The following is a 14,166-nucleotide window of genomic DNA, read 5'->3' on the forward strand; positions in this document are numbered from 1 at the left end:
GGAGAGCTCTACCGCGGCCACTTCGCTCACCTGCCCGTCTTCCTGGCCCATCTGGGCGTCGGCAAGGTCAACACCGCCGCGGGCCTCGCCCTGGCGCTCGAGGCCACCGGGGCGGAGACCGTCCTTCAGTTCGGCGTCGGCGGGGCCTTTCCCGGCAGTGGCCTGGAGCCGGGCGAGCTCGCCCTGGCGGCGCACGAGCTTCACCTGGACAGCGGGCTGCGGGACGGCGGCGGCTGGCACGACATGAGGGCGCTCGGCTTCCCGCTCCTGGACGGCCGCCCCCCCTACTACAACCTCTTCCCCACCCATCCTGAACTCCTGATCGCGCTAAAAAAGATCACGGGCGCCCTCAGTGGCGGCTTTGGCACCTCCGAGACCGTCACGGGAACCTTCGAGGAGGCGGAGCGGCTGGCAGGGCAGCACGGCGTTATCGTCGAGTCGATGGAGGGCGCCGCCGCCGCCCAGGTCTGCACGGCCTTGCGCGTCCCCTTCGGCGAGCTTCGGGGGATCAGCAACCTCGTCGGCGAGCGCGACAAGCGCAACTGGCGGCTCGCGGCGGCGGTGCTGGCCGCCAACCAGGCCGTACTCGACCTCCTGCGCGAGTGCTGAGCGCGGTGTTGTCAGACCTTTGAGTTATGACCTTTGAGTTATGACCTTTGAGTTATGATCGGCTGACATGACAGCCCTGGAGGCGTTTCCAGTGAAGCATCTCATCACATCATCCCTCAGCACATCCCTCGGCATCCTCGGCCTGGCGCTCGTCCTCTCGTCCTGCACCGTTCGGGGCTCCGTTCCCGTCGAGGTTTTCAACTTCACCTATCAAAGCAACCTTCAAGACCGCAGCGGCAGGTACATCATCTGCGACAACCTGGAGACGCGGCTCGTCTACTCCTTCGACTATCTGGGTTACCTGGGCTCCTGGGAGTCGGTCCTGATCGGCGAGGAGACGGGCGAGGAGAGGGGGCGCGTGCGCCTGACGCCCCCGCAGCCGGAGAGCGGCCGGGGGCGCGAGACCATCACCCTCACCTACACCCTCCTGCCCCGCAGCGCGCCGCTCTCGCTGGCCGAGGACCTGATGGAGGGCCAGGTCAGCGGCGAGACCGGCCCCTCGAGCATCATCGTCGAGCCCATCCCGGGGCCCAGCACCCGCGTCGAGCTGACCATCCGCAGCCTGGGCGGCTACTCGAGGACCTTCGTCAGCCCCTCCATCCCGGTGCTGCCTACCTGCTGACCCGACCCCCGACCCCTGGCTCCTAGCTCCTAGCTCCTGGGGTATACTCTCTGCATGGCACTCACGACAGGGCTGGACATCTTAGCGGCTGCCCGCGCCGGAAGATACGGCGTCGGGGCGTTCAATACCAACAACATGGAGATCACCCAGGCGATCATGGAGGCCGCCGAGGAGACGAGAAGCCCGGTGCTCTTAGCCCTCAGCGAGGGCGCCCTCAAGTACGGCGGCAAAGAGCTCGTCGACATCGTCGTCACCATGAGCAAGGACGCCACCGTGCCCGTGGCGATTCACTTAGACCACGGCTCGAGCTTTGAATCGGTGTTGCGGGCGCTGCGCTACGGCTTCACCTCGGTGATGATCGACATGTCGCACGAGGAGCCCGAGGTCAACATTCGCGAAACCGCCCGGGTGGTGGCCGCCGCGCACGCCGTCGGCGTCACCGTCGAGGCCGAGATCGGCCGCCTGGGCGGCGTCGAGGAGCACGTGGTGGTTTCGGAGGAGGACGCCATCCTCACCAAGCCCGAAGAGGCGAAGACGTTCATGGACGAGAGCGGCGCCGACTATCTGGCGGTGGCGATCGGCACCTCGCACGGCGCCTTTAAGGGCAAGGGCCGGCCCTTCATCGACCACGAGCGCATCAAGAAGATCGCCGCACTGCTGCCCCAACCGCTCGTCATGCACGGCGCCAGCGGCGTGCCCGACGAGCTGGTCAGGCGCCTGGTGGCGGCGGGCGGTGACATGAAGGACACCGCCGGCATCCACGCCGAGGACGTCAGGCAGGCGGTCACCGAGGGCATCGCCAAGATCAACACCGACACCGACCTGCGCCTGGCCCTGACCACCCGCGTCCGCGAGGTCTTGAAGGACAAGCCCAAGGAGTTCGACCCGCGCAAGATCTTCGGCCCGGCACGCGACGAGATGCGCGAGGTCGTCAAGGGCCGGATGGAACTCTTCGGCTCGGCGGGCAAGGCCTAGCGGGGGCCGGCGAGCTCACCGCAAAGGCGGCGGCCGGCCGTGACAGTCTTGCCGACACTTTTCCGACACTGCCGTTGCCGAGTTCTTTCGCGGTGACCCAGCCGCGACCATCTCGAGGTGAACGTGGCCAAGTTCGTTCTAGCCCTCGACCAGGGCACCACCAGTTCGCGCGCGATCCTCTTCGACCGCGCGGGACGGATCGTCGGCTCAGCGCAAGAGGAGCTCACCCAACACTATCCCCGACCCGGCTGGGTCGAGCACGACCCCGAGGAGATCTGGGGGAGTCAGCGGCGCGTCTTGGCGGCGGCGCTCGCTCGTGCGGGCGCCCGCGCGGGTGACCTGGCCGCGCTCGGCATCACCAACCAGCGCGAGACGACGCTGCTCTGGGACCGCGAGACGGGCGAGGCCCTCCATCACGCCATCGTCTGGCAGGACCGCCGCACCGCGCCCCTTTGCGACGCGCTCAAGGCGCGGGGGTTGGAGGGCCTCTTCCGCGACAGGACCGGCCTCGTCCTGGACCCCTACTTTTCGGCGACGAAGCTGCGCTGGCTGCTCGACAACGTGGCGGGCGCCAGAGCGCGGGCCGAGGCGGGCAGGCTCGCCTTCGGCACGGTCGATAGCTGGCTGGCCTGGAAGCTCACCGGGGGCGGGGCGCACCTCACCGACGCCTCCAACGCCTCGAGGACGCTGCTCTACAACCTTGCGACGGGCGACTGGGACGACGAGCTTCTGGAAATCTTGGCTATCCCCCGCGCGCTGATGCCCGAAATCCGCGCCTCGAGCGAGGTCTACGCCGAGACCGTTCCCGACTTGTTGGGCGCGCCGGTCGCAATCGCCGGCATCGCCGGCGACCAGCAGGCCGCCTCCTTTGGGCAAAGCCTCTTTTCGGTCGGTCAGGCCAAGAACACCTACGGCACGGGCTGCTTTATCCTGATGAACACCGGAGGCGCGCCCAAGCTCTCCGAGCACGGCCTGCTCAGCACCGTGGCCTGGCGTTTGGGGGCGGACGAGACCTCCAGAAACGAGACCCCCAGAAACGAGACCTACGCGCTCGAGGGCAGCATCTTCGTGGCGGGCGCGGTGGTGCAGTGGCTTCGCGACGGCCTGGGACTCATCAAGACCTCCGCGGAGGTCGAGGACCTGGCCCGGAGCGTGTCGAGCAGCGGCGGCGTCTATCTGGTGCCCGCCTTCGTCGGCCTGGGCGCCCCCCACTGGGACCCCTACGCCCGCGGCGCCGTCGTCGGCTTGACCCGGGGCAGCGGCCGGGGAGAGCTCGCTCGCGCGGCCCTGGAGAGCATCGCCTTTCAGACCCACGACGTGGTCAGGGCGATGGAGAAGGACGCGGGCACGCCACTGGCCGAACTGCGCGTCGACGGCGGCGCCTCGAGCAACGACCTGCTCATGCAGTTTCAGGCCGACGTCTTGGGCGTACCGGTCATCCGGCCCAAGGTCACCGAGACGACCGCCCTGGGCGCCGCCTTTCTGGCCGGCCTGGCGGTCGGCTTCTGGCAGGACCAGGGCGAGATCGCCGCGACCTGGGCCGAGGAGCGGCGCTTCGAGCCGGCCATGAAGGACAGCCAGCGAGACGCGCTCCTGGACGGTTGGGAGCGCGCCTTGGAACGCTCCAAGGGTTGGGAAAGAGAAAGTTGACGGTGCTGAGCTCCCAGCCACAGCTTCTCCTCAGCCCTTTCGCTCACTACACCCACTTTCTTACAACGTTCTGGCCGTGGGCTCGTCGATGATGAGGGTATTCATGTAACCGCCCCTCAGCGCGCCTAAAATGCCTTCGCGCTTCTTCTCGCTCGCCACCACGCAGATGGCGTGACGGTGCCCGCTCAGCGAGGAGAGGGCGGGGCCGCTCGAGCGCCGGTTCATCGCCACGTCCTTATAGCCGCCGTCCGCGCGGAAGAAGACGGTGGCGATGTCCCCTACCACCTTGTCGGTGAGAAGCCGGTCGAGCTCGCTCTTCTCGAGGTAGCCCGCTTGGTAGATATAGGAGTTGGCGTCGGGAACACCGATGCTGAAGAGCGCTACGTCGGCGCGCTCGGCGATGTCGTTCACGCGCTTGATATAGCGCTCCCTGAACATGCCGGCCTTGGTGTCGGGGTTGTCGAAGTAGGCCGGGATGGGCAGCAGATGGGCTCTCGCTTGATAGTTCGCGGCGAAAGCAGAGATGATGTCCGCAGCGTAGGTAATGCCGCTCCCGCTGTTGCCCGAACCGTTCATCTGCACCACATCCATCCCGGGGAGAGGCTTGGGAATCAACCTCCGGGCCAGTTCCGAAACCGTGGCGCCCCAGGCGACCGACAAGCTCATGTTCGGCCCCAGGATGCTGCTCAGGTAGTGCGCGGCAAAGCGTGTCACCGCCTCCCTTCGTTCCGCATCAGTGGCGTCCGGCCCTAGCGGTACGACTTTCACTTCGGCAATCCCAAATTTCTTCTCCAAGCTCGTCTCCAGCTCGAGCTGGTAACGGCGGTGGTCGAGGATGCGAAATTCGACGATTCCGTGGGCCTTGGCCCAACTCAACAGGCGTGACACGGTAGGCCGGGGCACGCCGAGCTGGGCGCCGATCTCCGCGGTGGTCAGGTTGAGGTGATAGTACATCCGCGCCACTTTGAGGGCGTCTTCGAAGGTTTGGTCGGTCTCTTCACGCATAGTTGGTCGGTCTCTTCACGCATAGAAGGCACTAGCTCAAGAGCATACCATCCCGCTGCAGCCGTCCAAGCAGGCTCTCGAGAGAGTCCACCACCAGATCGGGGACGAAAGGACTCGTCGCGATATCTTCCAAGGACGCCTCGCCGGTGAGCGTGAGAACAGCAAAAAAGGCGTGATCGTTTGCCAGCCGGATGTCGGTATAGAGCCGGTCGCCGACAAAGGCGATCGCCTCTGGCGCCGCCCCGCACCGCTGCACGACGGCCTCGGCCATGGGCTTTTTGGGTTTGCCCAGAAGAACGGGGCTGACACCCGTGGCGGCTTTGAGCAGGGCGATAAAGGAGCCGCAGTCGGGAACCGGACCGTCGAGGGTGGGACAGACCAGGTCGGGATGGGTCGCAAAGTAGGGCAAGCCGCGGCGAATGAACCGGGCGGCTTGGCAAAGCTTCTCATAAGTCAGGGTGGTGTCGAAGGTGAGGATGACGCAGTCGGGCGAGACGGCGCCAGGCATGAATCCCCTTTGGCGGTACTCCTCCTCGACCTCGGGAACGGCCACAAGCACGGGAGCCTTGAGTCCCAGGGAACGCACGTGTTCAGCGGCAACATCGTTTGAGGTCAAGACGCTCTGGCGGTCAACCACAATGCCCAAATCGGCCAGCTTGCGCACATAGCGTTCGCCGGATACTGACGAGTTGTTCGTGACAAAGACAAAAGGGCAGCCGCTGTCCTTTAAAAAGCTCAGCAACGCCAGAGCGCCCGGCAGGAGACTGGGGCCCAAGTAGATGGTGCCGTCCAGATCGAAGGCAAAAGCGTCGATGCGGCGTCGGCGGTGAAGCGGCGGGGTTGGCTTGACGGTCATGACGATGCGGTGCCTCGAGGTCGAAGGTTTGAACGAGTGTGTATAGTTTTATAACATTCGTTCAAGGCTATCACTCGAGTGCGTTTTGGTCAAGACGGGACATTGAAAAACCATCGATGAAAGCCATCGATTGACGGTGTGGAGGGCTCCTTGGGCCACAACTGTCGGCTGTGATGTGCCGCACGACTACGGTTCGCAAGCTCGCTACATATTTCAAATGGAGCAGAACATCCGTTCGACAAAAATTGACATACGTAACAGCGGATGCTAGAGTCTAGCCAGGTCACTGCACCGAAACCCGTACCCGCACCGGCTGCAACGGCTGGCAGCGGTGACGCTTAGGATTGGGAGGATAGTATGAGCAAAGCCATTTCCAGCCCCGTCGTCAGCTTCAGGATTCTAGCTCTCGTGCTGACACTAACGTTCGCCATGTCGTTGCAATTCGTTACGGCGCAAGAATGCAGCAATCGTGGCAAGCTGGACGTCATGTTCTGCGATGAAGACGGTGATTTGGTCGCCGATCCGCCCACGGATCCCGCCGACTTCGTCGATCCCGACACGCTCATCTTTGCCTACACACCCGTCGAGGATCCAGCCATTTACGGAGACATCTGGCAGCCCTTTATCGACCATCTCGCCGAGGTCACAGGTAGAGAGGTGCGCTTTTTCGCGGTGCAGTCCAACTCGGCGCAGGTCGAGGCGATGCGTAGCGGCCGGCTTCACATCGCCGGCTTCTCGACCGGGCCGACGCCCTTCGCCGTCAACTTGGCTGGTGCGGTTCCCTTTGCCCTCATGGGCAGCGACGAAGGCCAGTTTGGCTACACGCTTCAGGTCTACACTCGAGTGGACAGTGGCATCGACACGATGGAAGATTTGCGGGGCAGGCGCGTCGCGCACACTGCGCCCACCTCGAATTCGGGGCACCAGGCACCGGAAGCCCTCTTCCCCGGCCTGGGTGTCGTCCCCGGTGAAGACTACGAGATCATCTTCTCTGGGAGCCATGACAACTCGATGCTCGGTGTCGTCGCCGGCGACTACGACGCCGCGCCGGTAGCCTCGGAAGTGGTCGAGCGCATGGCAGCTCGGGACCTCTACGATCCCGCTGAGGTCAAGATCATCTACGAGACGGAGCGCTTCCCCACCACCTCGTACAACTACGTCTACAACCTGCACCCGGACCTGATCGAGAGGATCGAAGAGGCCTTCTTCAGCTTCGACTTCGAAGGAACCGCGCTGGGCGATGAGTTTGAAGGAGTGAGCAAGTTTATCCCCATCAACTATCAGGAGCACTGGCAGGTTATCCGCGAGATCCAGGAGTTCAACAACGTCGAGTACACGCCGGCGGGCTTGCAGTAAGTTCTGAGCGTCGGCTCTGTAAAGGGCCGACTCCCCTTTCTTGAATTCCTGTGAAGAAGCTATATGCTCGAGATCTCTAATCTGGTCAAAAAGTACGGGACGGGCGAGGCCGTCCTCAAGGGCCTCGACTTGACGGTTGAAGGCAAGGGGATCACCGCGATTATCGGCTCGTCAGGGGCGGGCAAGAGCACCTTGTTGCGCTGTATCAACCGGCTGGTCGAGCCGACCTCAGGGTCCATCGAGCTGAACGGTTTGGATTTGGTCAAGCTCCGGGGCAACCGGCTCAGGCAGGCGCGGCGGCGCATCGGCATGATCTTTCAGGGTTTCAACCTGGTCGACCGTCTGACCGTCATGGAAAATGTGCTCTCCGGGCGGCTGGGTTACGTCGGCTTTTTTCAGGCGATGAGCCGACGCTTTCCGCGTAGTGACATCGACCGGGCCTTTCATCTGCTCGAGCGCGTGGGCCTGGAGGGCTACGTCAACAAGCGCGCCGATGCGCTCTCGGGCGGCGAGCGCCAGCGCGTAGGGGTGGTGAGGGCGCTCATGCAGGAGCCTGAAATCCTGCTGGCGGACGAACCGACCGCTTCGCTCGATCCCAAAACCTCGGAGCAGATCATGCAGCTCACGGGCGAACTCTCCCAGGAGTTCTCGCTGCCCGTGCTGATCAACATCCATAACGTCGGCCAGGCAAAGGAGTACGCGGGGCGCATCGTCGGCCTGCGCTACGGCCGAATCATTTTTGACGGCGTCGCGGGCGACCTCGATCAGGGTGTACTGGACAGCATCTATACGGGTGAAGACCCTGCTGAGGGTTCACCGGCAGAAGCGGGCGAGGCTCTGCCCGCCAACACCTGATGGCCGCCGGGACCGCGCGCCGCACCTGGCGCAAGCCGCCCTTTATCAGGAATCCCTGGTTGCGTTACGGCCTTTTCGTTCTGGTGCTGCTCTACCTTTACTGGATGATCAGCACCCTGCCCTTTAACTGGGAGCGGATCGTGCAGGGTTTTCCTCGAGCGGTGCGCATTTTCGGAGGGGCCTTTCCCCCTGACTTTTCAAGGAGCCAGCTCCTCTTCAGCGGCCTTCTCGAGAGCATTCAGATCGCCATCGTCGCCACGCTGTTGGGCGTGCTCATCAGCATTCCCGTCGCCATCATGGCGGCCAGGAATGTGGCTCCCCTGCCGGTTTACGCGCTCGGACGCAGTCTGATCATCGTTGCCAGAAGCTTTCACCCCGTCATCGTGGCGATTATCTTTGTAAAGGCGGTGGGCTTCGGCCCCCTAGCGGGCATTCTGACGCTCACCCTCTATTCGCTCGGCTTCGTCGGCAAACTCCTCGCCGAGGCCGTGGAGGAGATTAGTAAAGGGCAGGTTGAAGCCATCCAGGCGACCGGGGCAGGTTATTTCAAAACCCTCCTCTACGCCGTGTTTCCGCAGATTCTGCCGCGCCAGGTCGGCCTCAGCATCTATCAGCTCGACAGCAACCTGCGGGCCTCGGCGGTGGTCGGCATCGTCGGGGCGGGTGGCATCGGCGGCACCCTGATGAACGCCTTCAGACGCTTCGATTACGACTTCGCCTTTGCTATTCTCGTGGTGATCATCGCCATCATTCTGGTAAGCGAGGGCGTGAGCGGGCGCTTGCGGAGGAGCCTCACGTGAAGGGCGCACTACCCGAGCATTACCGCTGGCAACGCTACAGCCTGCGCGAGAAGCTCTTGCGTTACCTCGCCTACCTCGTCACCATCGTCGTCGTGTTCTGGTCGGTGCGCACGCTCGACATCTTCTGGCCCTGGGTCTGGGACGCCCCCGGCGAAATCGCCGACCTGCTGAGGCGCATGACGCCACCCAACCTGTCGCGCTGGGACGAGATTTTTTGGGCCATGATCGAGACGATCAACATCGCCACGCTGGCGACGTTCCTGTCCTTGTTCCTGGCCTTACCGACCGCCTATATCTCGGCCCAAAACACCACCCCCAACAACCTTACCCTCTGGCTCGGCCGCTTTATCCTGGTCGCTACGCGCTCCGTGAACACCATCATCTGGGCGCTGCTCTTCGTCGCCATCTTCGGCCCCGGCGTGATCGCCGGCATCTTGGCCATCGCGTTTCGCTCCATCGGTTTTGTCGGCAAGCTCATGGCCGAGGCCATCGAGGAGATCGACCGCAAGCCGGTGGAAGCCATCGAGGCGACCGGCGCCTCGAAAGGCAAGGTGGTGCTCTTTGCGATTATTCCCCAGGTGTTGCCCGCCTTTTTTGCCGTCAGCATCCTGCGCTGGGACATCAATATCAGAGAGTCCACCGTACTCGGCCTGGTTGGCGCCGGCGGCATCGGCCTCATCTTGCAAGGCGCGATCGACACCTTCGCCTGGCAAGTGGCGGCAACGGTGCTCATAGCCATTTTGGCCGTGGTGATCTTCGGCGAGATCGTCTCGGGTTGGTTGCGCAGCAGGGTGATCTAGCAGATGCCGAAGCGCGTTGCTCTTTACCTCTTGCCGACGTTGCTGTTTCTTACGGCATTTACCTACATCCCGATGATCTACACGCTGGTGGAGGGCTGGTCCAGCCCTCCCTCGGTGTTGCAACACCCCGACACTCGAGGAGAACGATGAACCGCGAAGAGCACATCGACAGGCTGAAGACGGGGCGCTTCGACCTCTTGGTCATCGGCGGGGGGGCGACAGGGGCCGGGACGGCCTTGGACGCCGCCAGCCGCGGGCTCGAGGTGGCCCTGGTCGAGCGCGGCGACTTCGCGGCGGGGACCAGCTCCCGCAGCACCAAGCTCATCCACGGCGGCGTGCGCTACTTGGAGCAGGCGGTGAAAAAGTTCGACCGCAGCCAGTTCAACCTGGTGCGCGACGCCCTGCACGAGCGGGCCACCCTGTTAAGGATCGCCCCCCACCTGGCTAGGCCGCTGCCCATCCTGACGCCGCTCTACAGCCGGCTCGAGCTGCCCTACTACCTGACCGGCCTGAAGATCTACGACTGGCTGGCCGGCAAGGCCCAGCTCCGGCCCAGCCGCTTCGTGAGCAAAGGCGAGGCCAAGGCGCGCTTTCCCATGATCCGCACGGCGGGGCTGAGGGGCGGCGTGCTCTACTACGACGGCCAGTTCGACGACGCCCGCATGAACGTCGCCCTCGCCCTCAGCGCCGCCGAAACGGGCGCGGCCGTCGCCAATCACGTCGAGGTCGAAGGGCTCGTCAAGGAGAAGGGCAAGGTCCGCGGCGCGGCCCTCCACGACCGCCTGAGCGGCGCGCGCTGGCAGGTCTCGGCGGGGGTCGTCGTCAACGCCACCGGCCCCTTCGCCGACGCCATCCGGCAGCTGGACGAGCCGGAGGCCGCCCCGCTGCTCTCGGCCTCTTCGGGCGTGCATGTCGTCTTGGACAAGAAGTTCTCACCGCCCGACACCGGCCTGCTGATCCCGCAGACCGAGGACGGCCGGGTGCTCTTTTTACTGCCCTGGCTCGGCCACACCCTGGTCGGCACCACCGACAACCCCGCCGCCATCACGGCCCACCCCAAGGCCGGCGACGCCGACATCGACTACATCCTGCGCCACGTGGACCGCTACTTCGACCTGCCGGTGAGCCGGGGCGACGTGCGCTCGAGCTGGTCGGGCCTGCGCCCTTTGGTCTCCGACCCCAAGGCCGCCGACACCGCCCGGCTCTCGCGCGACCACGTCATCAACGTGAGCGACTCCAGCCTGGTCACCATCGCCGGCGGCAAGTGGACCACCTACCGCAAGATGGCCTTAGACACCGTGGACGAGGCGGTCAGGGTGGGTGGGCTGGCGCCGCGGACGCCCTCGCGCACCGAGAGCCTCACGCTGGCGGGCGGCGAGGGCTTCGACCCTGCTCACGCGGCCAAGCTTCAAGACACCTTCGGCTTAGACGCCGACGTGGCGGAGCACCTCAACGCCACCTACGGCAGCCGCGGCGCGGCGGTCGCCGAACTCGCCACCCAGGGCTACGGCGCGCTCCTGGCCGAAGGACATCCCTACCTCGAGGCCGAGGTTCTCTACAGCGTCCGCTGCGAGTTCGCCCGCACCGCGGAGGACGTGCTCGCGCGCCGCACCCGCTTGAGCTTTCTAGACCAGGCGGCCGCCAAGGGGGCTTTGCCCAGGGTGCTGGAGCTCCTCGCCCAGGAACTGAGCTGGGACGAGGCGCGCGTCACGGCCGAAGGCGAGCGGGCGCGCGACCAGTTCGGCTAGACCCGCGCGCCGGCTTCGTCGGAACTCGAAACGACCTTCTGCGCGCGAGAGAGGGGCGGGCCTCAGGCCATGTCCGTCCAGTAGCGCAGGCGCTCCAGGCGGTCGCGCATGGTGCTGGCGCTGAAGTGGTAGTAGCGGTTGGTCAGGCGCTGGTCGGGGCCCAGGCGCCGGGCCTTTTCCAGGATGTCCTCGAGGCTTACGAGCGCCAGGTAGCCGGTGCCGGGCACGTCGTGGCGGATCTCCCAGAACGAGCCCCCCCGACCGCTATTGATCTCGCGGTGACGCCTGAAGAGAAGCGCATAGTAAGACGCTTCGATCCCGTCCAAATCCGTGGCGGTGAGGTTCATGCGGCCAGTCTAACGCGCTGGCCGGTAGGGGTGAAGGGCGCGCGTAGCGGCCGGCTAGGAGTCGCGGGGGGACAGAGGCCTGGACTGTCAGGGGCCTGGACTGAACGCATGAACGACCGACCCAAGACCTCTCCCGGCCGCGCCGCGCTCCAGGCTGCGCTGCTGCGCTACGGCCTGCTGCTGCTGGCCGCCTTGCTGCTGGTGCTCGTCTTTCTGCCGGCTATCGGCATCACCGTCTTCGTCCTCTTCTGGGTCCGCCTCGGCCTGGGGGCAGGCGCCTTTATCGCCTTCTACTGGCTCTTCCGGCGGAACCGGCGGCCTTGAGTCGAACGCTCGAGAGTAACAGATCGAGCATGATTTTTGTGTCGAAGCCGAAAGGAGCAACGGCACCTAGCAGCCGTCTAGGCATCCTGTTCGTTTCTAGGTAGACGCACAATCTCCAGGTCGGTGTGGCTGAAGTCGTCACCGACGAAGGTGAGTGTCTCTTGGCGTGAGGCGGCCAGCGCGTACACGATGACGTCACCGAAGTTGAGCTGCGCCCTGTGCCCCTGTCCCTTGCCGTAGCGGCTGTAAGCCTCACGGGCCAAGACCGCCTGCTGAGCGTCGAAGGGCACGACCTCCACCGCCAGGGTATCGAGCAGGTCGTCCACCGCTCCCTTGGGGTCACGCCGACCTCGGCTCATGATGACGGCGTGGCCTTCGACGAGGGACACCGCCGAGAAGTGCAGGCTGGGTTGCTTGCTGAGCCAGCGCAGGCTCGCCTGCCAGCCCGGTTCTCCGAACGCGACGTGCAGCAGGACGCTGGTGTCGACGACCATCTACATCCCCAGGAGCTCTTCTTGCTCCTTCTTGCTCGGCACCCTACCCAACGCTTTAGGGTCGATGGTGGGGTGGAGGCGTTCGCGGGCGAGTTCGGTGGCGACTTCGGCCCGCTTGGAGGCGCCCAAGCTCTTCAAGTAAAGTCCCAGGGCGCTGATGACGGCCTCTGTCTTACCCTGACCCGTAGCCTTGACGATGTCGTCGAGGAGCTTTGCCGCCCTGTCGTTTTTGATGTTGATTTGTCTCACAGCGATGAGCATAACAGATTTCTATAATAGTTACCGTTGTCTCTATAACCGTTCCCAACGGCAATGCTGTGCTATTCGGAGCGGCTTGCGCAGAAAAAGTGCTCTTTGGCCGCATCACAAGTAAATCCGCCTGCCACTTTAGAGCGACAGCAAGTAAAGTTCGCACGGTCGATGCTGCGGATGCAGGCGGAGCGTAACGAGCCGCGCCAAGAGTCAGGGATACCGGAACGTCCGGACGTTTGGACGCTTCAAGGTTGACCGTCGGGCACCACGGCGGTCGTTTCGATCTCGACCTTGGCGCCGTCTTCCATCAGGCCCTTGACCTCGAGGACGGCCATCGCCGGGAAGTGCCTGCCCATGACCTCGCGGTAGGCGGCTCCTATCGCCCCTTGCTGCCGCTTGTAGTCGTCCCTGTCAAGGATGTACCAGGTCATGCGGGTGACGTGCTCGGGCTTAGCACCGGCCTCGGCCAGGACCGCGACGGTGTTTTCCAGAGCCTGGCGGACCTGCGCCGCGAGGTCGTCGCTGACGACGCGGCTAGAGGCGTCCCAGCCGATCTGCCCGGCCACGAAGACGAGGCGGCCCGAGGCGACGACACCGTTGGCGTAGCCCTTGGGCCGGGGCCAGCCCGGCGGTTGCAAGATCTTCACGAGGCCTCAGCCGTCGCGGTTTTGAGTGCGCCGCGCAGCTCCTTGAGATTCCGGCTGAGGGTGTGCACGAAGTCGGGCTCGAGCGCCCCCAGCAGCGCCCCCAACCAGCCCTCGATGAGGTTGACGCCGCCCAGCATGCGCAGCCACAGGCGCAGGGCCTCCTCGCTCCTTGCCTCCTCGCTCCCAGCCGCGGGCGTTCCTGGCTGGGTCCCTGCGCCCGCGCTCACGCCGTCACCTCCCCGCCCGCGATCACCAGGCTCTGGCCGGTGACGCCGTGGCTCGCCTCCTGGCACAGCCAGAGGACGGCGTGGGCGACCTCCTCGGCCTCGGTCAGCCGGCCCTGCGGGTTGCTCCTGGCGAGCTCGCGCAGGGCCTCGTCGCGCGAGCGCCCGGTCTTGGCAACGATGGTCGCTACCGCCCCCTCGAGCAGGTCGGTCCGGGTGTAGCCGGGGCAGACGGCGTTGACGGTGACGCGAGTCTTGGCGAGCTCCATGGCCAGCGAGCGGGTCAGGCCGACGACGCCGTGCTTGGCGGCGCAGTAGGCGCTGACATAGGCGTAGCCCCGCAGCCCGGCGGTGCTGGCGACGTTGACCACCCGCCCCCAGGGACGGCCCGACATCCCCTCCAGGGCGGCCTGGGTGCAGAGCCAGGTGCCCACCAGGTTGACCTCGAGCAGGCGCCGGAGCTGGTTCACGTCGGCACGTCCGAAGGGCAGGCTCTCGGCGGCCCCGGCGTTGTTGACCAAGATATCGACCGGACCGAAGCGTTCGCAGGCCTCGGCAAAGGCCTCGGAGACCCGCGTGTCGTCGGTGACGTCGAGCACGAC

At 65.0% G+C, this 14,166-nt stretch carries 18 protein-coding genes; 10 read left to right on the top strand and 8 right to left on the bottom strand.

Features of this window, described 5'->3' with window-relative positions:
* The 4 genes from mqnB to glpK form a co-directional block, all read left to right on the top strand.
* Window positions 1-609 (top strand): futalosine hydrolase (gene mqnB, locus M3498_05965; GenBank protein ID MDQ3458828.1); only part of this gene is annotated, 609 nt, incomplete at its 5' end.
* Window positions 610-700: 91 nt separating this feature from the next.
* The gene (locus M3498_05970) at window positions 701-1,231 is read left to right on the top strand and encodes a hypothetical protein (protein MDQ3458829.1); all 531 of its coding nucleotides are present in this window, start codon (window positions 701-703) and stop codon (window positions 1,229-1,231) included.
* A gap of 54 nt (window positions 1,232-1,285) precedes the next feature.
* Window positions 1,286-2,206, top strand: coding sequence for a class II fructose-1,6-bisphosphate aldolase (gene fba / locus M3498_05975; GenBank protein ID MDQ3458830.1), 921 nt, complete (start codon window positions 1,286-1,288; stop codon window positions 2,204-2,206).
* A gap of 123 nt (window positions 2,207-2,329) precedes the next feature.
* Complete coding sequence (gene glpK / locus M3498_05980; protein ID MDQ3458831.1) at window positions 2,330-3,856, top strand: glycerol kinase GlpK; 1,527 nt, start codon at window positions 2,330-2,332, stop codon at window positions 3,854-3,856.
* Window positions 3,857-3,916: 60 nt separating this feature from the next.
* Here the strand turns inward: glpK and M3498_05985 are convergent, their stop codons facing one another.
* Together M3498_05985 and M3498_05990 are read right to left on the bottom strand one after the other, a co-directional pair.
* Window positions 3,917-4,861 carry a sugar-binding transcriptional regulator gene (locus M3498_05985; protein ID MDQ3458832.1) on the bottom strand — a complete coding sequence of 315 codons (945 nt, stop codon included), beginning with the start codon at window positions 4,859-4,861 and terminating at the stop codon, window positions 3,917-3,919.
* Window positions 4,862-4,892: 31 nt separating this feature from the next.
* The gene (locus M3498_05990) at window positions 4,893-5,717 is read right to left on the bottom strand and encodes an HAD-IIA family hydrolase (protein MDQ3458833.1); all 825 of its coding nucleotides are present in this window, start codon (window positions 5,715-5,717) and stop codon (window positions 4,893-4,895) included.
* Window positions 5,718-6,146: 429 nt separating this feature from the next.
* Between M3498_05990 and phnD the strand changes: the two genes are divergently transcribed.
* The 5 genes from phnD to M3498_06015 all read left to right on the top strand — a co-directional run bounded on the left by phnD (window position 6,147) and on the right by M3498_06015 (window position 11,276).
* Entirely contained in the window at window positions 6,147-7,073 is a 927-nt protein-coding gene (phnD, locus tag M3498_05995; GenBank protein ID MDQ3458834.1) for a phosphate/phosphite/phosphonate ABC transporter substrate-binding protein, read from the top strand.
* A gap of 63 nt (window positions 7,074-7,136) precedes the next feature.
* Window positions 7,137-7,928 (top strand): phosphonate ABC transporter ATP-binding protein, encoded by a 792-nt coding sequence (gene phnC, locus M3498_06000; protein ID MDQ3458835.1) that lies wholly within the window; start codon window positions 7,137-7,139, stop codon window positions 7,926-7,928.
* A complete protein-coding gene (phnE, locus tag M3498_06005) occupies window positions 7,928-8,728 on the top strand; it encodes a phosphonate ABC transporter, permease protein PhnE (protein MDQ3458836.1) in 801 nt (266 codons plus the stop codon). The genes phnC and phnE (M3498_06005) overlap by 1 nt, the downstream gene beginning before the upstream one ends.
* On the top strand, window positions 8,725-9,528 hold the full coding sequence (gene phnE, locus M3498_06010; protein ID MDQ3458837.1) for a phosphonate ABC transporter, permease protein PhnE: 804 nt from the start codon (window positions 8,725-8,727) through the stop codon (window positions 9,526-9,528). The genes phnE (M3498_06005) and phnE (M3498_06010) overlap by 4 nt, the downstream gene beginning before the upstream one ends.
* Before the next feature lie 146 nt (window positions 9,529-9,674).
* Complete coding sequence (locus tag M3498_06015) at window positions 9,675-11,276, top strand: FAD-dependent oxidoreductase (protein MDQ3458838.1); 1,602 nt, start codon at window positions 9,675-9,677, stop codon at window positions 11,274-11,276.
* 62 nt (window positions 11,277-11,338) lie between these two features.
* On the opposite strand, the gene M3498_06020 is transcribed toward M3498_06015, so the two are convergent.
* The gene (locus tag M3498_06020) at window positions 11,339-11,623 is read right to left on the bottom strand and encodes a hypothetical protein (GenBank protein MDQ3458839.1); all 285 of its coding nucleotides are present in this window, start codon (window positions 11,621-11,623) and stop codon (window positions 11,339-11,341) included.
* Between the two features lie 108 nt (window positions 11,624-11,731).
* On the opposite strand from M3498_06020, the gene M3498_06025 reads away from it, so the two are divergent.
* Window positions 11,732-11,947 (top strand): hypothetical protein, encoded by a 216-nt coding sequence (locus tag M3498_06025; protein ID MDQ3458840.1) that lies wholly within the window; start codon window positions 11,732-11,734, stop codon window positions 11,945-11,947.
* A gap of 77 nt (window positions 11,948-12,024) precedes the next feature.
* Here the strand turns inward: M3498_06025 and M3498_06030 are convergent, their stop codons facing one another.
* The 5 genes from M3498_06030 to M3498_06050 all read right to left on the bottom strand — a co-directional run.
* A complete protein-coding gene (locus tag M3498_06030; protein ID MDQ3458841.1) occupies window positions 12,025-12,441 on the bottom strand; it encodes a type II toxin-antitoxin system VapC family toxin in 417 nt (138 codons plus the stop codon).
* Complete coding sequence (locus tag M3498_06035) at window positions 12,442-12,690, bottom strand: type II toxin-antitoxin system VapB family antitoxin (GenBank protein ID MDQ3458842.1); 249 nt, start codon at window positions 12,688-12,690, stop codon at window positions 12,442-12,444.
* 248 nt (window positions 12,691-12,938) lie between these two features.
* Window positions 12,939-13,340: a RidA family protein gene (locus M3498_06040; protein ID MDQ3458843.1), complete on the bottom strand. Its 402-nt coding sequence runs from the start codon at window positions 13,338-13,340 to the stop codon at window positions 12,939-12,941.
* Window positions 13,337-13,567 carry a hypothetical protein gene (locus M3498_06045; GenBank protein MDQ3458844.1) on the bottom strand — a complete coding sequence of 77 codons (231 nt, stop codon included), beginning with the start codon at window positions 13,565-13,567 and terminating at the stop codon, window positions 13,337-13,339. The genes M3498_06040 and M3498_06045 overlap by 4 nt, the downstream gene beginning before the upstream one ends.
* Window positions 13,564-14,166, bottom strand: a 603-nt coding sequence (locus tag M3498_06050; protein ID MDQ3458845.1) for an SDR family oxidoreductase, incomplete at its 5' end; no start/stop codon positions are given. The genes M3498_06045 and M3498_06050, both read right to left, overlap by 4 nt.

The organism is Deinococcota bacterium (assembly GCA_030858465.1).
In the GTDB taxonomy this organism is placed as follows: Bacteria; Deinococcota; Deinococci; order Deinococcales; family Trueperaceae; genus JALZLY01.